Source organism: Ochrobactrum sp. PL_is483 (assembly GCF_055816855.1).
In genome coordinates, this window is record NZ_JBVPGS010000039.1 from 161,745 (window position 1) to 186,831 (window position 25,087).

Below are 25,087 nucleotides of genomic sequence, written 5' to 3' on the forward strand. Positions count from 1 at the left end.
CGCCGGCCCTTGGCCGGCGTTTCTGTAATCAGAGCTTCACCAAAACATTACACAAGGGTCATGCCCTTGAAATACAAGGGTCCTAGTAAGCCTCGGAAATAACGAGGCCAACATGACCAGAAAAAACGTCCTGCTTATCGTCGTTGATCAATGGCGAGCAGATTTTATCCCTCACCTGATGCGGGCGGAGGGACGCGAACCCTTCCTTAAAACTCCCAATCTTGATCGTCTTTGCCGGGAAGGCTTGACCTTCCGCAACCATGTCACGACGTGCGTGCCATGTGGCCCCGCAAGGGCAAGCCTGCTCACAGGTCTCTACCTGATGAATCACCGGGCAGTGCAGAACACCGTTCCACTTGACCAGCGTCATTTGAACCTTGGAAAAGCCCTGCGTGCTATTGGCTATGACCCCGCGCTTATCGGTTACACGACAACGACACCCGATCCGCGTTCCACGTCTTCCAGAGATCCGCGTTTTACGGTTCTGGGCGACATCATGGACGGATTTCGCTCTGTCGGCGCATTCGAGCCCAATATGGATGGGTATTTTGGCTGGGTGTCACAGAACGGCTTTGAACTGCCGGAGAACCGCGAAGATATCTGGCTGCCGGAAGGTGAGCATTCCGTTCCCGGCGCAACCGACAAGCCATCGCGCATCCCCAAGGAATTTTCGGATTCGACATTTTTTACTGAGCGCGCACTGACATATCTGAAGGGCAGGGACGGCAAGCCTTTCTTCCTGCATCTTGGCTATTATCGCCCGCACCCGCCTTTCGTAGCCTCTGCCCCCTACCATGCGATGTACAAGGCCGAGGATATGCCTGCTCCTATACGTGCGGAGAACCCGGATGCCGAAGCGGCACAACATCCGCTTATGAAACACTACATCGATCACATCAGACGCGGTTCGTTCTTCCATGGCGCGGAAGGCTCGGGAGCAACGCTTGATGAAGGCGAGATTCGCCAGATGCGAGCCACCTATTGCGGCCTGATAAGCGAGATTGACGACTGTCTGGGACAGGTCTTTGCGTATCTCGATGAAACCGGTCAGTGGGATGACACGCTTGTCATCTTCACGAGCGATCATGGTGAGCAGCTGGGCGATCATCACCTTCTCGGCAAGATAGGCTACAACGCCGAAAGCTTCCGTATTCCTTTGGTCATAAAGGATGCGGGGCAGAACAACCACGCTGGCCAAATCGAAGATGCCTTCTCCGAAAGCATTGACGTGATGCCGACCATCCTGGAGTGGCTGGGCGGCGAAACGCCTCGTGCCTGCGACGGCCGTTCGCTGTTGCCGTTTCTGGCAGAGGGAAAGCCTGCCGATTGGCGCACCGAACTGCACTACGAGTTCGATTTCCGCGATGTATTCTACGATCAGCCGCAGAATTCGGTTCAGCTTTCCCAGGATGATTGCAGCCTCTGCGTGATCGAAGACGAGAACTACAAGTACGTGCATTTTGCGGCCCTGCCGCCGCTGTTCTTCGATCTGAAGGCGGATCCGCATGAATTCAACAATCTGGCTGATGATCCCGCTTATGCGGTTCTCGTTCGGGACTATGCCCAAAAGGCACTGTCGTGGCGGCTGTCACATGCCGACCGGACACTCACTCATTACAGATCCGGCCCGCAAGGGCTGACAACGCGCAACCATTGATCTCAGGAGCAACCAATGATCAACCTGACCCGACGCGGGATGCTTGGACTTTCAGCTGGTGCAGCCGGTTCGCTTATCCTGCCGCGCTTTGCTATCGCGCAGGCTGACAATCGCCCATCGATCACCATTGCCGTGCAAAAGGTGGCGAACAGCAATACGCTCGACGTCCTTCGCGAACAGTCGAATGTCGGCGAACGCGTTTTCTTCTCCAGTATCTGGGAGGCGCTGATTGACCGTGACTGGTTGGGCGGGCTTTCTGCCGTACCGGGCCTTGCGACCGAATGGACCCGCATTGACGACAAGACCGTGGAACTGAAGCTCCGGCAAGGCGTGAAATTCCACAATGGCGATGAGATGACCGCCGAGGACGTTGCCTTCACCTTCGGCAAGGAACGCATGTTCGGCGACACGCAGCCTGCCGAAGGCAAGACGATTTATGTCTCCGAGAAAAACCCGCTCGGTCGCGAAAGCAAGGAACTGCCGCTCGAAGTGCCCGCGACTGCACGCCGTTCGTGGCCATCTCTGCTGGGTGTCGAAGTCGTCGACAAATATACGGTGCGTTTCAAGAACGGTACGCCGGACGTGACCATGGAAGGCCGTATCTCGCGCTACGGCAGCCAGATCATGAGCCGTCGTGGCTGGGAGGAGGCGCCGAGCTATCTCGATTGGGCGCGCAAGCCAATCACCACCGGGCCTTACAAGGTCGTCGAGTTCAAGCCAGACAACATGCTGGTGCTCGAAGCTCATGACGAATATTGGGGCGGGCGCCCGCCGCTGAAGCAAATCCGCTTCATCGAAGTGCCGGAAGTTGCCTCGCGCATCAATGGTCTGCTGTCAGGTGAGTATCAGTTTGCCTGCGACATTCCGCCGGATCAGATCGAGGGCATCGAAAAGAATGATGCTTTCGAGGTTCAGGGCGGTACGATCCTCAACCACCGTCTCACCGTTTTCGACAAGTTCCATCCGCAACTGGAAAACCCGCTAGTGCGTCGCGCATTTACCCACGCGATCGATCGTAAGGCGATCGTGGATTCGCTGTGGGCAGGCCGCACGGTCGTTCCGGCGGGTCTTCAGTGGGACTATTATGGCGATATGTTCGTTCAGGGCTGGAACGTTCCGGAATACAATCCGGATCTCGCTAAGCAGCTTCTGAAGGAAGCCGGTTATAAGGGCGATGCAATCCCTTACCGCCTGCTCAATAACTACTACACGAACCAGACCCCGACGGCGCAAATCCTCGTGGAGATGTGGAATCAGGTGGGCCTGAACGTCGAAATTCAGATGAAGGAAAACTGGCAGCAGATTCTGGAAAAGAGCCCGGGACGCGCCGTGCGTGACTGGTCCAATTCTGCGCCCTTCAACGATCCTGTTTCTTCCATCGTCAGCCAGCATGGCCCGAACGGTCAACAGCAGCAGGTCGGAGAATGGACGAACGAGGAAGCGAACAAGCTTTCCGTCATTCTGGAAACAAGCACGGATCACGCAAAGCGCAAGGAAGCATTCAAGCGGATGTTGGAAATCTGCGAGCGTGAAGATCCAGCCTATACGGTCCTCCATCAGAACGCGACTTTCACGGCGAAGCCGAAGTCGCTGAAGTGGAAAGCGGCACCTGCTTTCGCGATGGACTTCCGCAAGAACAACTGGGCTTGAACCATTGTAGACCCGAGCCCGGCCAGGCCGGGCTCGCTTGTCCTTTGGGGCTTTTAGCCCCGCGAATGTGAATGAACCAGAAGGATTGCATGATGCCGCTGGTCGAAATTTCCAATCTGCAAGTAGCTTTTGATGGCGTGCCCGTTCTGCATGGTATCGATCTCTCAATTGAGCGTGGCGAAGCTGTGGGGCTTGTCGGGGAATCCGGCTGTGGCAAGTCTGTGACCTGGCTGGCAGCACTCGGCCTCCTTCCGAAAAAGGCGTCGATCTCCGGCAGTGTCCTTCTCGAAGGAACGGAATTGCTGACCGCGTCTCGCAGCACGCTCGAAAATGTTCGCGGCGGTCGCATAGCCATGATCTTTCAGGACCCGTCGAGTTCGTTGAACCCGGTTATCCGGGTAGGGCGGCAGATTGAGGAAGCAGTGCGACTACATCGCGGTCTGACAGGACTTGCGGTTCGGGCAGAGGCTTTGCGATTGATGGAACTTGTTGGAATTCCCGATGCTCGCCGACGTATTGATAATTATCCGCACGAATTTTCGGGTGGCCAGAACCAGCGTTTGATGATCGCCATGGCGCTGGCAGGAAACCCCGACATCCTTATCGCGGATGAGCCGACGACGGCACTTGATGCTACGATCCAGGCTCAGATACTCGATCTGCTGGCCGGGCTGCGTGCGGAAACAGGTATGGCTGTAGTCTTTATCAGCCATGATCTTGGCGCTGTTTCGCAAATCTGCGAACGAGTTTCGGTCATGTATGCGGGACGCATTGTCGAGCAGGCCCGGACCGAGGCGCTTTTTGCCGCTCCGCGCCATCCCTATACGCATGGGCTGTTTGATTCCATTCCCAGCCTTGATGGCGGGCGCAGTCGCCTGATCCCCATTGAGGGCACAGTTCCCGAACCCGGCAAGCTTCCGCAAGGTTGTGCATTTTCGCCACGCTGCCTGAGCGCGAGCGATCTCTGCGCGCGAAGCCTCCCAAGGCTTGGTGTTCCGCAGGATGACGCCGGCGAAGGGCGCACGGTCGCCTGTTTTCACCCTTATCCGGCAGCGTCGTCTTTGCTGCCATTAATGCGTGGGCATGTTTCAATGCAAGCGAGTACAGAGGCGATAGCACAATGACAGCCGCTCTTCTCGAAGCCCGCGACCTTGTCAAAACCTATACGTCACGCAAAGGGCTGTTCGCGCAACCCGTTACGGTTCGCGCTGTTGATGGACTTTCCCTATCGGTCGCTCCGGCGACGACACTGGGAATCGTTGGCGAATCCGGATCGGGTAAATCCACGACGGGGCGTTTGCTTCTGGGTCTGGAAGACCCCAGCGAGGGAGACGTCACGTTCGAAGGCTCAGCCCTGCCTCGCCAGAAGACCCCGAGCTGGCGCGCTCTACGAGCGCGTATGCAACTCGTTTATCAGGACCCTCTTGCAGCCCTGGATCGACGGTTACCGATTGGCCGTCAGATAGCCGAGCCGTTGGAAATCCATGGCATTGGAACTCCAGATGAACAGAAAGCTCGTGTTGTCGAGCTGATGCGGGCGGTCGGGCTTCGTCCCGATCAGGCTTCACGCTACCCGCACGAGCTTTCCGGCGGGCAGCGCCAGCGCGTCGTCATCGCGCGGGCCATCGCGTCCAAACCGCACCTCATCGTGTGTGATGAGCCCGTGTCGGCGCTGGATGTTTCTATTCAGGCGCAGGTCGTAAACCTCTTGCGGGATTTGCAGGAACGCGAAGGCATTGCGATGGTTTTCATCAGCCATGATCTAAAGGTGGTGCGCAATATATCGGATCGTGTCGCGGTCATGTATCTGGGCCGTATCGTCGAAGAAGCTTCCTCTGACGAAATTTTTGCCAAGCCACTTCATCCATATACGCAGGCGCTTGTATCCAGTGTCCCGGTTGCCGGAACGCCGCTCAGCGATCGTATCATCTTGCAGGGGGAGCCACCGAACCCTGCCGCGCGACCGAGTGGCTGCGCCTTTCATCCCCGCTGCCGTTTTGCCGCTCCGCGCTGCAGCAGCGAGACACCTGAACTCCTCGACATGCCCGCGGGGCGCAAAGTGGCCTGCCATTTTGCAGAGGCCCTTCAGACGGACGTTATTCATGCTTAGATTTCTGATGGTTCGCGGGTTCCGCGCATTTGTGACCATTCTTCTGGTGGTAACATTTGCCTTTGTGGTGTTGCGCATGTCTGGTGATCCGGCCCAGATCATCATGGGACCGGATGCACCGCCGGAAGCCATAGCTGCGTTCCGAAAGAACTGGGGTCTCGACGATCCGCTCTGGCAGCAATATTTGCGCTATTTCGGAGCCATTGCACGCGGCGATCTTGGAATATCGATGCGCGACGGCCAATCGGCAATCGCACTCGTAGCAGAGCGGATACCTGCCACGCTTCAACTCACGATACCGGCTTTGCTGATCAAGCTTGGGCTTGGCATTCCCGCCGGAATCTATGCGGCGCTGCACCGCAACAGCTTCATTGACCGGGCTGTCATGGCGACTGCTGTCATTGGCTTCACGTTACCGAGCTTTGTACTCGGCCTGTTGCTTGTGCTGGTGTTCTCGGTATCGCTTGGATGGTTGCCTTCGGGCGGACAGGATAGCTGGATGCACGCCATTCTCCCTATCATCACGATGGGGCTTGGCGGCGCAGCTATTCTGGCGCGGTTTTCCCGCAGTGCGATGATCGAGATTCTGGGGCAGCCATATATTCGCACGGCGAGCGCCAAAGGTGTGTCGTGGCGCGATGTCGTCTGGCGGCACGCGCTACCCAATGCGGCCATTCCGATCGTTACCATCGTCGGTTTCATGGTGGGGTCGTTGATTGCAGGCGCAGTGGTTGTAGAGTCGCTCTTTTCCTGGCCGGGGGTGGGCAGATTGCTCGTGGTTTCGGTTGCCAATCGCGATCTCGCAATCGTGCAATGCATCCTGCTTCTCGTGGCCGCGACGATGGTAATCTCCAATTTCGTTGTCGACCTTCTCTACGGTTATCTCGATCCGCGTCTGCGTCAGGCGCAGGGCAAAGCGTGAGGCCGAACTGATGACGGATATGACCGCCAATACAGCTACTCTTTCTACACAGCCCCAAAAGACCCATAAACGCCTTCCGCTGATGGTCATCATCGGCTTCATTTGGATCGCGGCGATGATTCTGATTGCTCTGACTGCGGATTGGATTAAGCCTTACAACATCACGGCTTTCGATCTGAAAAACCGCCTCGCATTGCCGGGCAATCCGCAACATTGGCTGGGTACCGATGAGCTCGGACGTGACGTGCTCTCGCGTCTTATCGAGTCCATCCGTATTTCACTGCTCATTGCATTCGGTGCGACTGTCATTTCTGCAGTGTTCGGTACGACGCTCGGTTTCCTCGCAGCTTATTTTCGCGGTGTGGTGGAGCAGGTGGTGGTCATGCTGGCTGATTTTCAGGCGGCACTGCCATTCCTCATTTTGTCGCTTGCCGTGCTTGCCTTCTTCGGAAGCTCGCTTCTGCTGTTGACCTGCCTGATGGGTTTTTATGGCTGGGAGCGTTATGCCCGTATCGCTCGTGGGCTGGCCGTTTCTGCCAATGCGCAAGGCTACGCGGCGGCGGTTACGCAGCTCGGCGCTGCGCCGTCACGCGTTTATCTCAAGCATATTCTCCCGAATATTGCTTCGACGCTAATCGTCTCGATGACGCTGACATTTCCGGAGATCATTTTGCTCGAAAGCAGTCTGTCATTCCTTGGTCTCGGCGTGCAGCCACCAATGACCAGCCTCGGCAATATGGTCGGTTATGGCCGCGAGTATCTCACCCGTGCGCCGTGGATCATGCTCGCGCCGTCATTCGTGATCATGTTCACGACTCTGTCGATCAGTTTTGTGGGCGATTGGCTGCGTGACAAGCTGGACCCGACAACCCGATAAGCCTGGCGCCCTCGCCAGCACTTGGGCCTTGCGATTCTGAAAGCGAGTTGCTTAGTGTGATCTGTTCGAATTTTTGTGGGAAATGACGTCTTATGTTGAAGAATATCAATCCATTGCTGACGGGCTCGCTGCTGGAAGTCCTTGCAGATATGGGGCACGGCGACGATCTGGTGATTGTCGATGCCAATTATCCGGCGCAGTCTTCCGGTGTGCACGTACTGGATTTTCCGGGAATCACTGCAACGGATATGGCTGAGGCTGTTCTGTCGCTGCTGCCTTTGGACGATTTTGTCGATAAGCCAGCGGCTGTCATGCAGGCGCCAAATGAAACGCCAGCGATTTTCAAAGAGTTTGAAGCTGTCATTGAGAAGGCCGAGGGGCGAAAGATTTCTGTCGATCCAATGGAGAGATTTGCCTTTTATCATCGCGCTCGTGACGCTTTCGCGATCATTCGGACGGGTGAAAAGAGATTGTATGGCAATATCATCCTCAAGAAGGGCGTCATACGCTCCTGATGTGTCGTTGATATCTATGTAAAATTAGCCCGGACGTTGAGCCCGGGCTATTTGTTTGAGGCTTATTCCTGCGGCTTTTCTGCCTGGCCCTTCATTGGGCCTTTGTGTTCTCCACCCTTGTGGTGGCCCATGTGATGGGAACCCTTGTGAGAACCTCTGGCGTGGTGCATTTTCGCTGCGCGCATTTCGCTGCGATCAATCTTGCCGTCCTCATTCCGATCCAGTGCAGCGAATTCTTTCTTGCGCTGGTTTTCAACTTCCGCAAGCATGACCTTGCCGTCGCCGTTGACGTCAAGTCGGCGCTCTATGCGGTCAGCTGCACGGCTCACGATGCGCTTTTGTGCCAGTGCTTCGATTTCAGCGCGAGAAAGTACCCCGTCGCCATCGGTATCGGCTGCCTTGAGATCATCCATGCGCGAGAATTTTTCGAGGTCGACGGGGCCATGTCTGCCCTTCATATCTTTGTTTGGTGCAACGGCCGTCTCTGTCACCGGCTTATCAGTATTTGGACTGCTATTTTCTTGCGCCAGTGCGGGCACGGCAAGCAAAGATGTCGCAATTACAGCGATAAATGCGGTCTTGGATTTCATGGTTCTTTTACTCCACTACTCTTTTACAGGGACGCCGCTAGATGGCATGCGAGTAATGTCTGTCATCCTAGATGAACTGCATATGAATATGCGAATTAATTATCGGTAATGTGTCGGAGGAAAAACCGCAGTCCAACGAGGGCATTGTTAAAGGTGCGGAAAGGCGAAAGCATTGAAACGTATTTTCAATACGGAAGAGTCTGGTTTTGTCCAGTCAATGAGGACGATATATCAGCGGAAGCGTTTGTTTTCTGAAGAGAAAATGGTGGGTGATGTAGGGATCGAACCTACGACCCGCTGATTAAGAGTCAGCTGCTCTACCAACTGAGCTAATCACCCACTCGCTTTGCCGAGGCAGCGGCCCCGGTGAAGTGAGCGGTTCTATAACGGCCTCTTTTCCACCTGTCCAGCCTCCAACTGCAAATTTTCTGAAAAAAATGAAAGTTAGCGCAAAAAGCCCGGAAATGCGGGGCTTTTGAATTCGGGATTTTGCGCGCCATCAGTGTTTATTTAAAATATACATACTGAGGTTGCATATATGAGGCATGCATTGGAGAATCAAAAAAGAGAAATTCTTGATTTGATTCATTTTTTCACGGTCTGACGTTGTAAGGAGGCGCAGGCGGCTCCATATTCGGCGTTGCCGATAAAATATGTGGGCGGGAAGTTTATCAGGGAGTAGGGCCACGCTGCAAATGTCGCAGCCATGTCATCAATTATTGATGCTTGTCTGAGAAGCTACTGCATATAAAAGACTTGATCGGTTGGTAGTTGTCCTGAATCAAAGGATACCGACGCGGCCCAGAAAAAATTCAGAGCAAGGCGCTTTATGCACCGGGTTGCCCTTGCTGCATAACAGGAACGGCTCATAGCGGTTCAAAACCCGGTTTGCGACATTTGAGGACGGAATGGAAAGCATAATAGGCGATCTCGGACAGTTTATTTCCGATCATCGGGCATGGGCTGGGCCTATCGTAGGCGCTATCGCCTTTGGCGAATCTCTCGCCATTATTGGAATGTTCATTCCGGCCACCCCTATCATGATTGCCATCGGCGGCCTTGTTGGCGCCGGAATCATTGAACCCATTCCCGTTATTATCGGCGCAATCATTGGTGCTGTGATTGGCGATATCATCTCCTATTTCCTGGGATGGTGGCTCGGCCGCAATATCATTCACAAATGGCCGCTCAACAAGCACCGTAGCGGCGTGGCGCGTGCGCGCCTGCTGTTCCGCCGTTACGGCTTTTCGGCGGTGTTTCTGGGGCGTTTCTTCGGTCCTATACGCTGCACCGTGCCGATGGTTGCAGGCATAATGTCCATGGATCAGACGCGTTTCCAGACCGCCAATGTGCTTTCTGCGCTCGTATGGGCCCCGGCTATGTTCCTTCCGGGCTGGCTGGTCGGTCGCGGTGCAGGCATTTTCGCCAAAATGGACGGCGATCACATGTTCTGGTTTGTCATCGGGATCACGGTTGCCACCATCATCGTGACGGTCATTGGCGTTCGCTTTTTCAAAGCCCGTCCGCGACGGGAGCGGAAACGGCGTGTACAAGTTACGCCAGCGGAATAATCGGCCTCTTGTATGGCGGGCTCCAGACTGCATAATACAGGACCATATGTTTCATATGGCAACCGGTTTCGCTAAGGCTTATGCCTCGCAAACCTCTTACATAAGGTTCATCGCGCTTTATGCCCGACGACAGTTCTGACGATTCGTCTTCTCGAAGTCCGAATTTCCCTGAGGAATGTTCGGGCTTCCTCTGCATTGAACAATTCCCGATAAGCTTCGCCATTTCGAGACTGGACCGTAGGATGCGGCCCGGTCACAAATTGTTTGCGACAATATCTCCAATTTCCATTTCCGCTGATCTTTAAAAGGAGCCGACATATCATGGACTGGTCCATGGACTGGATTGCCGACCCCAATGCCTGGATAGGTTTGGTGACATTGGTGGTACTCGAGATCGTTCTCGGTATCGACAATCTCGTCTTCATTGCCATTCTGGCCGACAAACTGCCCCCGCATCAACGCAATCGTGCGCGGCTGGTCGGTCTTACCCTGGCTCTTCTGATGCGTTTGGTGCTGCTCGCTTCGATTTCATGGATCGTTACGCTTCGCGAGCCATTGATCTCGTTGATGGGAATGTCCTTCTCGGGGCGGGACATCATCATGCTGATCGGTGGTCTGTTCCTCCTTGCCAAGGGCACCATGGAACTCCATGAACGACTGGAAGGCGATCACGGGCCCAAAAGCTCCAAGGCAGTCCATGCCGTGTTCTGGCAGGTGATCGTCCAGATTGTCGTTCTGGACGCCGTGTTCTCGCTCGACAGTGTCATCACGGCCGTTGGCATGGTTCAGCACCTACCGGTCATGATGATCGCTGTGGTTATCGCCATCGGCGTGATGATGCTTGCTTCCCAGCCGTTGATGGATTTTGTTAACAAGCACCCGACCGTTGTGATCCTGTGTCTCGGTTTCCTGATGATGATCGGCTTCAGTCTAGTCGTGGAGGGCTTCGGCTTCCATATCCCGAAGGGCTATCTCTATGCGGCGATCGGCTTCTCGGTCTTGATCGAGGCTGCCAATCAGATGTCGCGGCACAATCGTGAAAAATTGGTCACTACCAATGATTTGCGTGAACGCACGGCAGGTGCCGTTTTGCGCCTGCTGGGTGGCGGCCGTGGCGAAAACCCGCTCTCCGATACTGTGGACGTGATCGCCCAGCAGACAGCGGCCAGCGATGTCTTCCTGCCCGAAGAAAAAGAGATGATCCGCGGCGTTCTCGATCTGGCCGACCGGCCTGTGCGTTCCATCATGTCGCCGCGTAACGAGATCGAATGGCTCGATCTTGATGAAGATCAAGCGGAACTCGATGCGGCCATTCGCAAGCTGTCGCATTCCCGCGTCATCGTTGCACGCCGTCAGGTGGATGAATTCGTCGGAGTGGCTCTGGTCAGGGATCTTCTGCTGGATATCGGCGACAGGAAACCTGTCGACTGGGACAAGACTGTGAAGCAGCCGCTTGTCGTGCATGAAAATGCAAATGTGCTGCGCGTGATGGAACAGTTGCGCAATTCACCTGTTCAGATTGCGGTCGTCGTAGATGAGCATGGCTCTTTCGAAGGTGTGGTGACGCCCACCGACGTTCTGGAAGCCATTGCCGGCGAATTTCCGGATGAAGACGAAGAGGCCGCTGTCGCGCAGTCGGACGGGCAGGGTGGTTATCTCGTGGACGGCTTCACGGATATCCGCCGTTTGAGTGGGCTTTTGGAGCGCGACCTTCTCGACGATGGCGATCGCTATACGACCCTTGCCGGCTATGTTCTCTGGCATCTGGGACATTTGCCTCTGGGCGGGGAAAGTTTCGTTGCCGATGGTCTGGAGTTCAAGATCGAGTCGATGAATGGTCGTCACATCGGCAAGGTGCGCATTACGCCTGCAATCGACTATGAGGTATAACAGGAATGAATTTGCGGGCTGGTGGATATGGCTCGCAAATTATTTCACGCAGTTAACTCCGATCAAATAAGTGGGTTATTGACAAAAGCTGAGAAGCCTTCAAAATTAACCTCTCGTTCATTGTTGCGGCGAAAGCGCGGCAATATTGGAGCGTAAGGCAATGAGGAGGCCAAGCATGAAGCGAACCGTTCAACTGCTCGCTATGAAAATGAAGAATACGTTTTTGCGTGTTCCGGCCTTTCTGGAACAGCCTTGGCGCGAGATGAAGCTGAATGCTGAAGAAATTGCAGCCCGCCGCCGCAATCGGCTGGAGCGTGGCGAGCATAATTTTCTCTGGTGCTGGCAGCATCGCGGCTTCTGGTAAGTTCGCTTGGGCGAGTACAGTTTTGAAGGCAGGAGGCGAAAGCCTCCTGCCTTTTGCGTTTCATTTTATGGTTTTGCTCCAGGTGAGAATTATTTTCTCACGCTGGCATATTGATTGGGTACAGGTTCCATGAATGGCTTTGAAAGTAGTTTATATATTTAAATCAATGATTTAGATTGATTTTGTCTCTTCTCTCGTTAGATTTGTTTTCCGAAAACAATCCAGTTTAGAGCGCTTTTCGCAAACGGCGCGGTGGGGATGGGTCTAATGAGAAAAATTGTTCTATATGCGGCGGTTGCTCTTGGTCTCGGCTCCGCACCGGTTCACGCGCAGGAGCCAACGGAAATCCTCAATGTTTCCTATGACATCGCGCGGGAACTCTACGAGCAGATCAACAAGGCCTTCGTCGCTGACTGGAAGACCAAGACCGGTGAGGATTTGACCGTAAACCAGTCCCATGCTGGATCATCGAAGCAGGCGCGTTCGATTCTGGAAGGGCTTGAGGCGGATGTCGTGACCTTCAATCAGGTGACCGACGTGCAAGTCCTCCATGACAAAGGCAATCTCATTCCAGCCGACTGGCAGAAGCGATTGCCCAACAACTCGTCGCCTTATTATTCGTTTCCCGCGTTCCTCGTTCGTGAGGGCAATCCAAAGAACATCAAGAATTGGGACGATCTGGCGCGTGACGACGTCAAGGTGATCTTCCCGAACCCCAAAACCTCGGGCAATGCGCGTTACACCTACCTTGCCGCGACGGCTTACGCGAACGAGGCGTTCAAGGGCGATCAGGCAAAGGTGCATGAATTTATCGGCAAGATTTTCAAAAACGTTCCGGTCTTTGATACAGGTGGTCGCGGGGCAACGACAACTTTTGCCGAGCGTGGCATTGGCGACGTGCTGGTGACTTTCGAAGCAGAAACGCGCGGGACCGAAAAGGTGCTCGGGCCAGACAAGTACGATGTTGTTGTACCGGAAGTCAGCCTGCTCGCGGAATTTCCCGTTACGGTCGTGGACAAGGTGGTGGACAAGCGCGGCTCGCGCAAGATTGCCGAAGCTTATCTGAATTATCTCTACGCCCCGGAAGGCCAGGAAATCCTGGCTCAAAACTTCAACCGCGTGCATGACAAGGACGTCATTGCAAAGCATAAGGATATCTATCCTGATGTGCGCCTTGTGACGGTTGAAGATGCTTTTGGTGGCTGGGAGAAGGTGCAGAAAGAACATTTCGCCGAAGGCGGAGTGCTTGATCAGCTCTTCAAAGGCAAATAACGAAGCCGACTGGCGATCCCGGGCGGGGTCGCCTCGCATTTTGGAAAAATCCAGTGGCTCTGCTCAGCATGAAACGTAATTCGGTGTTGCCGGGGTTCGGGCTGACCCTCGGTTGCACCTTGCTTTATCTGGTTGTGATCGTGGCATTGCCGCTGCTGGCGATGATCCTGAAAACGGCGAGCCTTGGCTGGAGCGACTTTTGGAATATCGTGACTTCAGAGCGGGCGCTGGCGACTTACAAGATCACCTTGAGCGCTGCTGCGGTGGCGACTGTGTTCAATGGCCTGTTCGGTCTTCTGCTGGCCTGGGTCCTGACGCGATACGACTTTCCGGGCAAACGTCTGATCGATGCCGCTGTCGATCTTCCTTTCGCGCTGCCGACTGCCATTGCTGGTTTGGCGCTTGTAACACTGTTCGCCCAGAATGGCTGGTTCGGGCGGCTCCTTGAACCGATTGGGGTTAAGGTCGCTTACGCACCCCTTGGCATCATGATCGCGATGTTTTTCACCAGCATCCCTTTTGTCATCCGTACGGTTCAGCCTGTCCTTGAGGATATGAGCGCGGATGTGGAAGAGGCTGCGCGCAGCCTTGGGGCCAGTTCCTGGCAGACATTCTCGCATATTATCTGGCCGACCATCTTTCCGGCTTTCCTTGCGGGCTCGTCGCTTTCCTTTGCGCGCAGCCTTGGCGAATTCGGCTCAATTGTCTTCATCTCGGGCAATCTGCCCTTCGAAACCGAAGTGACATCGCTGCTCGTTTTCATTCGGTTGGATGAATATGACTATCCGGCTGCGGCTGCGCTTGCATTCGTGATGCTTGTTACGGCTTTTGTCATGCTTCTTGTAACCAATCTCATTCAGGCAAGGCAGCTTCGTTATGCAGAACGCTAGCGCGAGCATGCATGCGCGAAATTCAGGGCCGATGCGTAACCTGCTGATCTGGCTGGCAGCCGGGTTGTCTGTGATCTGTATCGGAGCGCCGCTTGCGGTCATCTTTTCCTATGCTTTCAGCAAGGGTGTCGGTGTCTTTTTCAGCGAAATACTGAGACCAGATACTTTGCATGCGGTATGGCTGACCATTCTGACGGCTATCGTCGTCGTGCCGATAAACATGGCCTTCGGTGTCTGTGTCGCATGGCTTGTCACCAAGTTCCGTTTTCCGGGCAGGCGGTTGCTGATTACTTTCGTTGAGATACCGTTCTCAGTTTCGCCCATCGTGGCGGGCGTGACCTATCTCTTCCTCTATGGGTCGCAAGGCCTGCTGGGTCCATTGCTGGAAAGCTATGATATCAAGATCATGTTTACGGTCCCGGCGATTTTTCTTGTCAGCCTCTTCGTGACTTCGCCTTTTGTCGCGCGTGAACTGATCCCGCTCATGGAAGTGCAGGGAAGCGATGAGGAAGAGGCGGCGCTGACGTTGGGGGCCAATGCCTGGCAAACTTTTTTCTATGTCACCTTGCCCAATATCAAATGGGCATTGCTTTATGGTGCGGTGCTTTGCAATGCGCGTGTCATGGGGGAATTTGGGGCAACGTCAGTTGTGTCGGGCGCGATACGCGGCAAGACCAACACGCTGCCGCTACAGGTGGAACTATTGTTCAATGACTATAACGTCGCCGGTGCTTTCGCGGCAGCCTCGACACTGGCATTGATCGCTCTTCTAACTCTTGTTCTGAAGGTTTTGCTTGCGCGCAGGCAGGGCGCGTGAGTAAGGAAGCCGCCCATTCGAGGAATGGACGGCTTGCGGTCACGCTGCTTGGGAAAGCGTGTTGGTTACCGGTTCTCTGTGAAGTGAGGACGCCAGAATAATTCCCTCCGGCCAGCGGCTGAATCCGCTTGCCACGTTGATGTGACCGGCATGGCCGAGATCAACGAACCCCGATCCCCACACATGCGAAAGAGCTTCAGCCTTGGCAAAGCTCATATATTCATCGTTGCGGCTTGCCACGACGATGGAAGGGAAGCCCAGTTCATGGCGGGGCAGCGGGGCAAAGCTCTGGAAGCGGCTGTCCTTGCGGGCCATGGTCTCGGCGTCGGCAGGAGCAACGAGAAGCGCGCCTGCCACATGAGCAGCCGATGGGCGGCTGGACAGATGGGCGACGAGCGCACAGCCGAGGCTATGGGCAACCAGAACTGCGCCCGGATTTTCGGCGAGTTTGGCTTCCAGCGCGTGCATCCAGTCGGATAGCACCGGATAATGCCAGTCGTCCTGTTCGACAAGCAATGCTGACGGATCGTCATGCAACCATTGGCGCTGCCAGTGGCCTGCTTCCGATCCCTTGTAGCCGGGGATGATCAATGTCGCAGGCATGCGTCTTTCCTCTTGGATTAAAGCCTTGGGAGGGCGTTCAATTTCGCGATGCTTGTGCTTTGCGAAACTGGTTCCAAGATAGGCGGCTGAAGCCGCCTTTTTAAGGAAAACAAATTCAATTTAGAGCGATTATGTGAAAATTATGCTCCACGTCTGACCTGTCTATTTTCGCTGTTTTTCATTCCATCGCAAAAGAAACTGGGACTTTTCGAACACCAGCACGACCACGAGCGACATCGCGAAAGGGATGAGGAGATAGAGCAACCGGAAAACGATTAGCGCAGCCAGCACGTCAGCTTGATTCATGTCCGGCAAGCCGGTCAGGAACACGAGTTCCAGAACGCCTAGTCCACCTGGAGCGTGCGAGATTAGTGCCGCAGAGAACGAGACCAGGAAAATGCCGAGAATGATGAGGAAACCGGGATTGCCGGCCTCTGGCAAGGCAAAGTAGATGATACCGGCGGCGCCGATCAATTCCAGCGGTGCGACGATGAGCTGCTGCACAACCACCGACATACGTGGATATTCCAGTCGGAAACTGCCGATTTGGAGCGGGCGCAAGCGTAACCAACTGCCGAAGACATAAAGCAGCACAAATGCCAGCATCAAAAGGGCGATGACGATGGAAACGGTCGGCGTCAGTTCCTCGTTGAAACGCATCAGAATGTGCGGTTCCAGCAGTAGAACGACGCTGGAGGTTATGATGACACCAAGAATGAAGGTAAAAGAGCAAAAGGCAATCAGGACGGCGATTTCACTGCCGGGCATGCCTTGCGAGGAATAGGCCCGATAGCGCACCACAGCGCCTGAGACGACTGAAGCGCCGATATTGTGCGACAAAGCATAGGTGGTGAAGGAACAGAGCGCGATAAACAGCCAGGAAATTTTGCGTTTGAGGTGCAGGAGCGCGATACGGTCATAGCCTGCAAGCGAACTGTAGGCCAGCAGTGCTGACGCTGTTGCCAGAACCCAATGATGGGCCCGGATCGCGTAAAGACTGTCCAGAACATCCTCAAGCGAAATGCTGCGAAGTTCGCGATAAAGAAGCCAGGCCGAAACTCCAACTGCGCAAATGCCTATGACCGGCCAGATGTAATCCTTTGCTTTCATCAACCGGTCACCACGCGTTCATGCTTCATATCATCCCCATTTTTGCCCATCATATCGGTCGATCCGTCCGATACTATTCCCATTATGCCGTTCTGCGTTTCGCGTTCCGAAACGGTATCGGCCTCGTTCTTTTTGATTTCGGTTCCGATTGCCTTCGCCATGGCGGCTGCAATCTCTTCTTCTCCCAGAATGACCGAGTTTGCGCCAAGATCATGCAGATATTGTGCCTCTGCTTTTGAACAGGCGCGCACGACGATGTTGATTTCCGGGTTGGCAGCTCGAGCCAGCGCGATCACACGACCGGCCTCAAAAGCGTTGGGTATCGCGATGACCAGGTTTCGAGCAGCCGACGGGTTGGCTGCCGCCAGTATTTCTGAATCCGAAGCATTGCCGGTAATCGCTTCAATGCCTTTGTCTTTTAAAGATGCGCTGACTTTCTGCGAATCTTCGATCACGAGGAAAGGTGAAGTTTCCGCCTGCAATCCTCCTGCGATACCCGCGCCAATCTGGCCATAGCCAACCACAATCGTGTGTCCGGCCAGCGATGTTTGCGGCAACGGCTCGGGCTCGGAAATGCTGGGCTCGACATCGGCATTCTCGCCGGGCGTGGTTTCGCTTTTGCTTCGCTTTTCGATCCATGGCCGCATCCGTTCCGCGACGATGAACATGAGCGGATTGAGGAAGATCGATAGGATTGCGCCCGCGAGAATGAGATCGCGCCCGGCTGGGGGGAGAAGATTGAGGCTGACGCCTAACCCTGCAAGAATGAATGAGAATTCACCGATTTGCGCAAGGCTTGCCGAAATGGTGAGCGCCGTGCTGACCGGACGACGGAAAGCGCGCACGATGAAGAATGCAGCAACGGACTTTCCGACGAGAATAATGGCGAGCGTCCCGAGCAGGGGCAGCGGATCGCGGACAAGGCTCATCGGATCGAACAGCATGCCGACAGAAATGAAGAACAGCACCGCGAAGGCATCACGCAGGGGGAGGGACTCTTCCGCTGCCCGATGGCTGAGCTCGGATTCGCTCATGACCATACCCGCGAAGAATGCGCCCAGCGCGAAGGAAACGCCAAAGAGATGTGCAGCGCCGAAAGCCACGCCCAGCGCAATGGCCAGCACGCCGAGACGAAACAGTTCGCGGGAACCTGTTTGAGCCACGACATTGAGAAGCCACGGTATGACCTTGCGGCCGACAATCAGCATCAGCGCGACGAACAGAATGACCTTGGCAATGGTGAGAAGGATGATGCCGCCGATGCCGAGACCGAGCCATGAAACGATGGGGTCGCTTGCCGCTGTCCCTTCTGCGCGGCCCGTTACGCTGGCGACTGCCGGAAGCAGCACCAGTGCCATGACCATTGCGAGGTCTTCGACGATCAGCCAGCCGACAGCGATGCGTCCGCGTTCGGTATCGATCAAGCGGCGTTCCTGCATGGCGCGCAGAAGGACGACGGTACTAGCCGTCGAAAGAGCAAGGCCGAAAACGAGGCCCGCCTGCACATCCCAGCCGAGTGCGAGGCCGAGACCGGTACCAAGGGCTGCGGCGGCAGCGATCTGCGCAAGTGCGCCGGGTACCGCGATGGCTTTGACGGAAAGAAGATCTTTGAGGGAAAAATGTAAGCCCACGCCGAACATCAGCAGGATAACGCCGATTTCAGCGAGTTGCAGAATAAGGTCCTGATCTGCAACGAAACCGGGTGTGTGGGGACCGGCGATGACACCAGCTAGAAGATAGCCGACGAGGGGGGAGGTTTTCAGACGGGTGGCTATCGCACCGAAAATGAAGGCAAGGCATAACCCGATGACGATTGTCGCTATCAAAGGCGTGTCATGGGGCATCGGGTGCCTTCCCCCTCTGGCTTCTCAATTCTGTATGTGGGAGCCGGGCAAGGCCTGAACCTTGCCCGGCAAGCGGGTTATTTCTGCGCTGCGGCGCTGTCTTCAATTGCCTGATGGGCTTCCTTGCGATGCTGCCACCAGTTGCCCAGCAGAAGCAGAATCGGAGCGGCGATGAAGATCGACGACGATGTAGCGATGAAGATACCGAACAGCATCGGCACGGCAAAATTATGAACCGCGCTGCCGCCCCAGATAGCCATCGGGAGCATACACAGGAACGTTGTCACCGATGTATAAATACAGCGGACAAGCACCTGATTGATACTCATGTCGACGATCTCGCGCAGTGGCTTCGATTTATAAAGGCGCATGTTTTCACGCATGCGGTCATAAACCACGACCTTATCGTTTACCGAGTAACCGATAGCAGTCAGAAGTGCTGCGATGGCGGTCAGGTTGAAGTCGAGCTGGAACAGCGCGAAAAAGCCAACCATCTTGGTGGTGTCGAGGACAAGCGTGATGATCGCGCCCATCGCGAAGAACCATTCGAAACGCCACCACAGATAGATGAGCATACCGAGCGCCGAAAGGACAACGGCGATGAAGCCTGAGCGGGCCAGTTCGCCGGAAACCTTCGGGCCGACGACTTCCGTCCGCTCGATTTTCACGCCGGGATCGAGCTCGGTTACGGCCTGGCGCATCTTGTTGACGGCGGCCGTCTGCGCTTCTTCGCCACCATCCTGGCGCTGCACCCGGATCAGAACATCATTCGGGCTGCCCGCGGACTGGAGTGCTACTTCACCCAGGCCTAGCGAGCCAAGCTTGGCACGAAGCTGTGCCAGATCGGCAGGTTGTGACGTAACGATTTCCGCCTGAATGCCGCCCTTGAAGTCGATGCCGTAATTCAGACCTGGCTTGAAGAACAAGCCAATCGACAGGATGGACAGGACGATCGAGACGCCAATGCCGACGAAGCGAGCGTTCATGAAGCTGATATTCGTCTTTTCGGGAACGAATTTCAGGAGCGGCTCGATAACGAGCACCTTCAGCTTACGCTTGCGAACATACCAGGCCATGACCATGCGAACGAGTGTGACGTCCGTGAACATGGAGATCGCGATGCCGAGCATCATGGTGATTGCAAAGCCGCGAACCGGACCGGTGCCGAAGGTGAACAGCAGCAAGGTCGAGATCAGCGATGTGACATTCGCATCCACAATGGTGGAGAAGGCGCTATGGAAGCCCTTGTCCAGCGCGGCCATGGCTCCGAGGCCCCGCCGTGTTTCTTCACGGATACGTTCGTTGATGAGAATGTTCGCGTCAACCGCGATACCAATACCGAGAATGATACCGGCGATACCGGGCAATGTCAGCGTTGCACCAATAAGGCTCAGGGCCGAGAAGGTGAGCAGGGTGTGGAGCAGAAGCGCGACATTGGCGATGGTTCCCCAGACCCCGTACAGGAGCTGGATGAAGACCGCGACAAGCACGAAGCCGATGACGCCGGTGATCAAGCCCATCTTGATGGCATCGCCGCCAAGATCCGGTCCGACGGTGCGTTCTTCGATAACGGTCAGCGGAGCGGGCAGGGCGCCTGCACGCAGAAGCGCGGAGAGGACGACCGTGTCCTGAACCGTGAAGCTGCCGGAAATCTGACCCGATCCGCCGGTGATCGGTTCGCGGATGACCGGAGCGCTCAGCACCTTGCCATCGAGGACAATTGCAAACGGGCGATTGACGTTCTTTGTGGTGATGTCCGCGAATTGACGTGCGCCGAGACTATCGAAACGGAAGGACACAATCGGCTCGTTAGTGCGCTGGTCGAAACCTGCACGCGCGTCGGTAAGACGTTCGCCGGAAAGCGCGATCTGATCTTCGATCGGATATTTGATGCTCGGGTCTTTGGAATCCGGCATGATGCTTACGCCGGGAGGCGGCGCATCGTTCGGATTGGCGTCAGCGACCATATGGAAGCTCATTTTTGCCGTGCTTCCGAGAAGCTGGCGAAGCTGCGCCGGGTCCTGGAGGCCGGGGAGCTGAACGACGATGCGATCCGACCCCACACGCTGGATGGAAGGTTCGGCGACGCCAACCTGGTCGACGCGCTGACGGATGATTTCAAGGCTCTGCTGGAGAGCGGCATCGAGGCGGTAGTTGAAGCCAGCTTCCGTCAGGGTCAGGCGTACCTGATTGTCGTTCGATGCAACATCAATATCGTTGATCGCCGTACCGAAACCGCTGGTGTTGACCTGCGAAATCAGGGTGCGCAGTGCAGTCTCTGCCTTCGAACGCTGGTCGGCATCAGGGATGGTCACGACAACAGCATCACCGACGGCGCGGATAGACTGCGGCTGGATGCGTTCTGCGCGCAGCTTGCTGCGGGCATCGTCGAGCAGAGTCCGCAAGCGATCCTTCTTCAGGCTGGCTGCATCGACTTCAAGCACGAGATAGGAGCCGCCGCGCAGATCGAGGCCGAGCGTGACCTGGCGCTTGGGGAACCAGGACGGCATCGCGTCAAGGTGCTTTTGGGTAAAGAAGTTGGGCAAGGCGATGATAACGCCGATCGCAACGATCAGGCTATATAGCACAACCACCCATTTCGAAGTACGCATGGATTAAGGTTCCGGTTGGTAAGCCCCAATTGCCACTCGAAGGTGCGGCGCGGGCATTGTTTTCAATGGCGTTAGGATTGGTAAGGGCCAATCATCAAGAATGGCGTATTATGCGCTTTTCGGGGGCGCACGGGCAGAGCCAAAATGTCCCTGCAAGACAGCAAGGCGCTGGAATTTCCGCGCCGCTTCGGCTGAACCTGTCTTTGGAAGAAAAACGGTCGCCGCTGCAACCGGGAGTGCGGCTCCCGAGCTGTCGAGATAAGCAACTTTGATCTTGGCTGCTATGGCTTCGATCAGGATCGCTCGTATGGGTTGCGGGGAGGGGGTGGATTGCTGGCGAACAGGCGCTGATGGATTACCCTCGACCTGCCTTGCCACAATGCCGCCGGAGTGCCCGCGAGCCGCATCGTCATCGAGTGTTGAAAAATCGACGGCAAAGAGAAAAGCGGTAAACGACAGAACGCACGTCACGAACAGCATGAAACCATGCCGTTTGTGCTGTTCCGTGTTTTTCATGCCCTTCATCAAATCGCCAAGACTTTCTTTAGAGTCTATCCGTGGAGTTGAGCCAGCTTTTCACACTCATTGCGAATCCTCATTAATCATTTGTGTTCGCACGAACAAGGAAATACTGGCATCAAGGCTCGTCTCATACGCTATTGATCCGCTTCTCGCGCATTCTGAAATCTTGTAAGCAGCCTATGCCTTGCAACCGTTTTAGGGCGCTTTATGTTGAAACCATGTCTTGTTTAACGGCAGAATTGAATTGGCATATTCACCGACCCTTCGTGTTCTTGCATTTTCTCTTCTAATCAGCGGCTGGACGCTGGGCGGCATTGCGCCCGCCTTTGCGCAGGACAATAAGCCGTCGCCGCCGCCAGCGACACAGTCAACGCCGCCGCAAGGCAGCGCCAATCAGCAGGCGCCGGCTGCCACTGATCAGCCAGCCCCGGCACCCGTTTCCGGCGTCGTTCAACAGCAAAGGCCGGTCATCAACGATCTGAAGCAACAGACGAAGCAGATCAGCGATCAGCTTCCGAAAGCAGCATCGAATGATGAATCTCTTGCCAATCTCAAGCTCAAGCTGGACTCTCTTTCAAAGAAGCTTCTGGAGGCGGGTGTTGCATTTCGTCCGCGTCTTGCGGAAATAAATACGCGCCTCGAACAACTAGGCCCGGCACCCTCCGGCGATCAGCCGCCGGAACCGGCAATCGTCAGCGAAGAGCGTGCGCGGCTGACTTCCGAAAAAGCGGAAATCAATGCGATTGTCGGCGAGACGGAAGATACTTCGCTTTCCGTCAATCAGATGTCCGCCAAAATCGGGGATATGCGCCGGGATCTTTTTGCGAAGACACTTTCTCAGCGCGTGAACCTCGATACGACGCTCGGCACGGAGGTCGCTTCCGCCGCCAGCAATCAGATGGTTTCTCTCTGGCGCATCGTTCAATCATGGTGGCGCTTCGTCAGCACCTTCAAGCTCAATTCTTTTCTCGCCGCCGCTTTTTTTGCGTTTGTGGCCGCGCTGGTCATCCAGCTTGGTGCAAGGCGCATTCTCGGAACCCTTTATCAACGTGACCCGACGGTGGAAACGCCATCCTATCTAAGCCGTCTTTCGGTGGCGTTCTGGTCTACCGTGATACCGTCAGCGGCCGTTGGCGTATTTCTGGCTACGACTTACTTTTTCCTGAATTATTTCAATGTCCTGAGAACAGACATTGCGGCTCTTTTTCAGTCGCTTTTTCTTGTGCTGGGGCTTGTCTTCTTCATTCACCGACTGGCGTCCGCGTGTATCAGTTCGGATATGCCGCAGTGGCGCTTGGTTCCGGTTGCACCACGCCCGGGACGGGTATTGGGCTGGCTGATAACGGGGACCGCATTGACCAGCGGTCTCGATTCCTTCTTCGGAAAGGTCAACCAGATTTTGTCGTCACCGCTGTCGCTGACGATGGCGAAAAGCCTGCTGGCCACGGTGATGGTCGGTGTTCTCATTCTGGCGATTGCATTCCTGAAGCCCGTCGAGCGCGAAAGGGACGGCGCCATCCGGTCATGGCCGCGTGCTTTCAGAACATTCCTCATCATATTGGGGCTTTTGCCTATTCTGGCCGCGCTTTTCGGCTATATCGGTCTGGCGCGCTTCATATCGCAGCAGATTGTGGTGACAGGCGCATTCCTCGTCACGATGTATATGGGTTTCCTGACCGGGCGCGCGATTTCCGAGGAACAAGCTTTTGCATCCAGCCAGATCGGCAAGGCCATGCGGGAGCGTTTTCATTTCGACGACGCGACGCTCGACCAGCTTGGACTTGTGGCGGGGATACTCATCAATCTCGTCGTGGCCTTGATCGGCATTCCGCTTGTTCTGATGCAGCTCGGTTTCCAGTGGGCTGAACTGAAAAGCACATTCTACCAGCTCATGACCGGCTTCCAGATCGGCAATATTTCGGTCTCCCTTATGGGCCTGCTGACCGGTGTCCTATTGTTCGTGGTTGGCTATCTGTTGACGCGCTGGTTCCAGAACTGGCTCGACACCAGCGTCATGGCGCGCGGACGTGTGGATTCCGGCGTGCGCAATTCGATCCGCACGGTCATAGGTTATGTCGGGCTTTGCCTTGCCGCTCTGGTGGGCATATCGGCAGCCGGGTTCAATATGTCGAACCTGGCTCTCATCGCCGGCGGTCTGTCTCTCGGTATCGGTTTTGGTCTTCAGAATATCGTTCAGAACTTTGTTTCCGGCCTGATCCTCCTTGCCGAGCGTCCGTTCAAGGTTGGCGACTGGGTGGAGGCTGGCACAGTCAGCGGTATCGTCAAGAAGATCAGCGTGCGTGCGACCGAAGTGGAAACCTTCCAGAAACAGTCGATCATCGTGCCCAATTCAACGCTTATCAACGGCAACGTTGGCAACTGGACCCATCGCAACAAGCTTGGGCGGATCGACATCAATGTGCAGGCCGCCTACACGGCAGAGCCGCGCCGCGTCCATGCATTGCTGCTCGAAATCGTTCGCGGCCATCCATCGATCCTGAAGAATCCCGAGCCATCTGTTTCGTTCCAAAGCATGAATGATTCAACGATGGTTTTTGACGTTTACGCCCATGTTGCTGACATCACGTCCACTGGCGGTATCAAGAATGAGCTCCGCTTCCAGATTGTCGAGCGTTTCCATGAAGAAGGGGTACACCTGTCTTCGTCTTCGACCGATTTGGTGCTGAGCGTTCCAGAGATCGAAAAGCTTTCAGACCTGATGCAGAAGGAAAGGGAACTTTCGTCTACCGACAAAAAGAAAAAGGCAAGTGCAGACAAGGCGGATAACAAGGAAGATGCAGACGACCGGGCTTGATGAACATTTCGTTCAGTTACAGTTCAGTTTTGTCTGTTTATAAACGGGATGACAAAGGGCAATAAGGCTCAGACGACATCGGACATATCGCTGCGGGAGCGATGGAAAGGTCGGGACGATATGAACAGAAATCAGGTCAACAGCTTAGGCAAGCTTGTTCTCGGTGCAGCCATTGGTTTTGCGGTCTCGACTGGGAGTGCCTATGCCGCCCAGATTTCCAACAATGATAGCGGTCCTCAGACGATTGTAGTCACCGAAGGTGCTTCCAAGCGCGAAATGATCGTCGCGCCCGGCGAGACAGTGGATTTCTGCGCTTCGGGCTGCTTCGTGACCTTTCCCAATGGCGACCGCGAAGCATTGACCGGTGATGAAAAGATCACGATCAGCGGTGGCAAGGCTACGTTGAAATAACAATTTCATTCTGTACTGCAAAAAGCCGAGGCGATTGAGACCTCG

General features: G+C 55.3%; 21 protein-coding genes and 1 tRNA gene. 15 read left to right on the top strand and 7 right to left on the bottom strand.

Annotated features, from left to right (window positions below):
- The first annotated feature begins 112 nt into the window (after positions 1-112).
- From pehA to AC0TNJ_RS17755, 7 genes are all read left to right on the top strand, one after another.
- On the top strand, positions 113-1,657 hold the full coding sequence (gene pehA / locus AC0TNJ_RS17725) for a phosphoric/sulfuric ester hydrolase PehA (protein ID WP_473771871.1): 1,545 nt from the start codon (positions 113-115) through the stop codon (positions 1,655-1,657).
- A 15-nt stretch (positions 1,658-1,672) separates the two neighbouring features.
- Complete coding sequence (locus AC0TNJ_RS17730; protein WP_473771872.1) at positions 1,673-3,307, top strand: ABC transporter substrate-binding protein; 1,635 nt, start codon at positions 1,673-1,675, stop codon at positions 3,305-3,307.
- Positions 3,308-3,396: 89 nt separating this feature from the next.
- On the top strand, positions 3,397-4,431 hold the full coding sequence (locus AC0TNJ_RS17735) for an ABC transporter ATP-binding protein (RefSeq protein ID WP_473771935.1): 1,035 nt from the start codon (positions 3,397-3,399) through the stop codon (positions 4,429-4,431).
- Entirely contained in the window at positions 4,428-5,417 is a 990-nt protein-coding gene (locus AC0TNJ_RS17740) for an ABC transporter ATP-binding protein (RefSeq protein WP_473771873.1), read from the top strand. The genes AC0TNJ_RS17735 and AC0TNJ_RS17740 overlap by 4 nt, the downstream gene beginning before the upstream one ends.
- Positions 5,410-6,339 (top strand): ABC transporter permease, encoded by a 930-nt coding sequence (locus AC0TNJ_RS17745; RefSeq protein ID WP_473771874.1) that lies wholly within the window; start codon positions 5,410-5,412, stop codon positions 6,337-6,339. Before AC0TNJ_RS17740 ends, AC0TNJ_RS17745 begins: the two co-directional genes overlap by 8 nt.
- 10 nt (positions 6,340-6,349) lie before the next feature.
- Positions 6,350-7,216: an ABC transporter permease gene (locus AC0TNJ_RS17750; RefSeq protein ID WP_122000486.1), complete on the top strand. Its 867-nt coding sequence runs from the start codon at positions 6,350-6,352 to the stop codon at positions 7,214-7,216.
- Between the two features lie 92 nt (positions 7,217-7,308).
- The gene (locus tag AC0TNJ_RS17755; RefSeq protein ID WP_473771875.1) at positions 7,309-7,731 is read left to right on the top strand and encodes an RbsD/FucU family protein; all 423 of its coding nucleotides are present in this window, start codon (positions 7,309-7,311) and stop codon (positions 7,729-7,731) included.
- A 62-nt stretch (positions 7,732-7,793) separates the two neighbouring features.
- Here the strand turns inward: AC0TNJ_RS17755 and AC0TNJ_RS17760 are convergent, their stop codons facing one another.
- Both AC0TNJ_RS17760 and AC0TNJ_RS17765 read right to left on the bottom strand, forming a co-directional pair.
- Positions 7,794-8,321, bottom strand: coding sequence for an EF-hand domain-containing protein (locus AC0TNJ_RS17760; protein WP_473771876.1), 528 nt, complete (start codon positions 8,319-8,321; stop codon positions 7,794-7,796).
- A gap of 263 nt (positions 8,322-8,584) precedes the next feature.
- Positions 8,585-8,660, bottom strand: a tRNA-Lys gene (locus tag AC0TNJ_RS17765).
- Between the two features lie 569 nt (positions 8,661-9,229).
- Between AC0TNJ_RS17765 and AC0TNJ_RS17770 the strand changes: the two genes are divergently transcribed.
- The 6 genes from AC0TNJ_RS17770 to cysW all read left to right on the top strand — a co-directional run bounded on the left by AC0TNJ_RS17770 (position 9,230) and on the right by cysW (position 15,125).
- Entirely contained in the window at positions 9,230-9,892 is a 663-nt protein-coding gene (locus AC0TNJ_RS17770; RefSeq protein ID WP_473771877.1) for a DedA family protein, read from the top strand.
- A 321-nt stretch (positions 9,893-10,213) separates the two neighbouring features.
- Positions 10,214-11,782, top strand: a complete 1,569-nt coding sequence (locus AC0TNJ_RS17775) for a TerC family protein (RefSeq protein WP_473771878.1) — start codon at positions 10,214-10,216, stop codon at positions 11,780-11,782.
- A 175-nt stretch (positions 11,783-11,957) separates the two neighbouring features.
- Positions 11,958-12,146, top strand: coding sequence for a hypothetical protein (locus AC0TNJ_RS17780; protein WP_122000491.1), 189 nt, complete (start codon positions 11,958-11,960; stop codon positions 12,144-12,146).
- Positions 12,147-12,413: 267 nt separating this feature from the next.
- Complete coding sequence (locus AC0TNJ_RS17785) at positions 12,414-13,418, top strand: sulfate ABC transporter substrate-binding protein (RefSeq protein ID WP_473771879.1); 1,005 nt, start codon at positions 12,414-12,416, stop codon at positions 13,416-13,418.
- Between the two features lie 68 nt (positions 13,419-13,486).
- Positions 13,487-14,308: a sulfate ABC transporter permease subunit CysT gene (gene cysT, locus AC0TNJ_RS17790; protein ID WP_473771936.1), complete on the top strand. Its 822-nt coding sequence runs from the start codon at positions 13,487-13,489 to the stop codon at positions 14,306-14,308.
- Positions 14,295-15,125 carry a sulfate ABC transporter permease subunit CysW gene (cysW, locus tag AC0TNJ_RS17795; protein WP_473771880.1) on the top strand — a complete coding sequence of 277 codons (831 nt, stop codon included), beginning with the start codon at positions 14,295-14,297 and terminating at the stop codon, positions 15,123-15,125. Before cysT ends, cysW begins: the two co-directional genes overlap by 14 nt.
- Before the next feature lie 39 nt (positions 15,126-15,164).
- On the opposite strand, the gene AC0TNJ_RS17800 is transcribed toward cysW, so the two are convergent.
- The 5 genes from AC0TNJ_RS17800 to AC0TNJ_RS17820 form a co-directional block, all read right to left on the bottom strand.
- Positions 15,165-15,728: an alpha/beta hydrolase gene (locus AC0TNJ_RS17800; RefSeq protein WP_473769551.1), complete on the bottom strand. Its 564-nt coding sequence runs from the start codon at positions 15,726-15,728 to the stop codon at positions 15,165-15,167.
- Positions 15,729-15,890: 162 nt separating this feature from the next.
- Complete coding sequence (locus AC0TNJ_RS17805; RefSeq protein ID WP_122000495.1) at positions 15,891-16,838, bottom strand: lysylphosphatidylglycerol synthase domain-containing protein; 948 nt, start codon at positions 16,836-16,838, stop codon at positions 15,891-15,893.
- Complete coding sequence (ybaL, locus tag AC0TNJ_RS17810; RefSeq protein WP_473771881.1) at positions 16,838-18,682, bottom strand: YbaL family putative K(+) efflux transporter; 1,845 nt, start codon at positions 18,680-18,682, stop codon at positions 16,838-16,840. Before ybaL ends, AC0TNJ_RS17805 begins: the two co-directional genes overlap by 1 nt.
- A gap of 77 nt (positions 18,683-18,759) precedes the next feature.
- A complete protein-coding gene (gene secD, locus AC0TNJ_RS17815) occupies positions 18,760-21,294 on the bottom strand; it encodes a protein translocase subunit SecD (protein ID WP_122000497.1) in 2,535 nt (844 codons plus the stop codon).
- A 108-nt stretch (positions 21,295-21,402) separates the two neighbouring features.
- On the bottom strand, positions 21,403-21,819 hold the full coding sequence (locus AC0TNJ_RS17820) for a hypothetical protein (RefSeq protein WP_473771882.1): 417 nt from the start codon (positions 21,817-21,819) through the stop codon (positions 21,403-21,405).
- A 235-nt stretch (positions 21,820-22,054) separates the two neighbouring features.
- On the opposite strand from AC0TNJ_RS17820, the gene AC0TNJ_RS17825 reads away from it, so the two are divergent.
- Positions 22,055-24,631, top strand: coding sequence for a mechanosensitive ion channel family protein (locus AC0TNJ_RS17825; protein ID WP_473771937.1), 2,577 nt, complete (start codon positions 22,055-22,057; stop codon positions 24,629-24,631).
- Positions 24,632-24,751: 120 nt separating this feature from the next.
- Positions 24,752-25,042: a hypothetical protein gene (locus AC0TNJ_RS17830; RefSeq protein WP_473769549.1), complete on the top strand. Its 291-nt coding sequence runs from the start codon at positions 24,752-24,754 to the stop codon at positions 25,040-25,042.
- Positions 25,043-25,087 lie beyond the last annotated feature (45 nt).

What these genes read in the sequence shown, in the direction of transcription:
- pehA (WP_473771871.1), top strand. Translation starts at nt 113, where the DNA reads ATGACCAGAAAAAACGTCCTGCTTATCGTCGTTGATCAATGGCGAGCA.
- AC0TNJ_RS17730 (WP_473771872.1), top strand. Translation starts at nt 1,673, where the DNA reads ATGATCAACCTGACCCGACGCGGGATGCTTGGACTTTCAGCTGGTGCA.
- AC0TNJ_RS17735 (WP_473771935.1), top strand. Translation starts at nt 3,397, where the DNA reads ATGATGCCGCTGGTCGAAATTTCCAATCTGCAAGTAGCTTTTGATGGC.
- AC0TNJ_RS17740 (WP_473771873.1), top strand. Translation starts at nt 4,428, where the DNA reads ATGACAGCCGCTCTTCTCGAAGCCCGCGACCTTGTCAAAACCTATACG.
- AC0TNJ_RS17745 (WP_473771874.1), top strand. Translation starts at nt 5,410, where the DNA reads ATGCTTAGATTTCTGATGGTTCGCGGGTTCCGCGCATTTGTGACCATT.
- AC0TNJ_RS17750 (WP_122000486.1), top strand. Translation starts at nt 6,350, where the DNA reads ATGACGGATATGACCGCCAATACAGCTACTCTTTCTACACAGCCCCAA.
- AC0TNJ_RS17755 (WP_473771875.1), top strand. Translation starts at nt 7,309, where the DNA reads ATGTTGAAGAATATCAATCCATTGCTGACGGGCTCGCTGCTGGAAGTC.
- AC0TNJ_RS17760 (WP_473771876.1), bottom strand. Translation starts at nt 8,321, where the DNA reads ATGAAATCCAAGACCGCATTTATCGCTGTAATTGCGACATCTTTGCTT.
- AC0TNJ_RS17770 (WP_473771877.1), top strand. Translation starts at nt 9,230, where the DNA reads ATGGAAAGCATAATAGGCGATCTCGGACAGTTTATTTCCGATCATCGG.
- AC0TNJ_RS17775 (WP_473771878.1), top strand. Translation starts at nt 10,214, where the DNA reads ATGGACTGGTCCATGGACTGGATTGCCGACCCCAATGCCTGGATAGGT.
- AC0TNJ_RS17780 (WP_122000491.1), top strand. Translation starts at nt 11,958, where the DNA reads ATGAAGCGAACCGTTCAACTGCTCGCTATGAAAATGAAGAATACGTTT.
- AC0TNJ_RS17785 (WP_473771879.1), top strand. Translation starts at nt 12,414, where the DNA reads ATGAGAAAAATTGTTCTATATGCGGCGGTTGCTCTTGGTCTCGGCTCC.
- cysT (WP_473771936.1), top strand. Translation starts at nt 13,487, where the DNA reads ATGAAACGTAATTCGGTGTTGCCGGGGTTCGGGCTGACCCTCGGTTGC.
- cysW (WP_473771880.1), top strand. Translation starts at nt 14,295, where the DNA reads ATGCAGAACGCTAGCGCGAGCATGCATGCGCGAAATTCAGGGCCGATG.
- AC0TNJ_RS17800 (WP_473769551.1), bottom strand. Translation starts at nt 15,728, where the DNA reads ATGCCTGCGACATTGATCATCCCCGGCTACAAGGGATCGGAAGCAGGC.
- AC0TNJ_RS17805 (WP_122000495.1), bottom strand. Translation starts at nt 16,838, where the DNA reads ATGAAAGCAAAGGATTACATCTGGCCGGTCATAGGCATTTGCGCAGTT.
- ybaL (WP_473771881.1), bottom strand. Translation starts at nt 18,682, where the DNA reads ATGCCCCATGACACGCCTTTGATAGCGACAATCGTCATCGGGTTATGC.
- secD (WP_122000497.1), bottom strand. Translation starts at nt 21,294, where the DNA reads ATGCGTACTTCGAAATGGGTGGTTGTGCTATATAGCCTGATCGTTGCG.
- AC0TNJ_RS17820 (WP_473771882.1), bottom strand. Translation starts at nt 21,819, where the DNA reads ATGAAGGGCATGAAAAACACGGAACAGCACAAACGGCATGGTTTCATG.
- AC0TNJ_RS17830 (WP_473769549.1), top strand. Translation starts at nt 24,752, where the DNA reads ATGAACAGAAATCAGGTCAACAGCTTAGGCAAGCTTGTTCTCGGTGCA.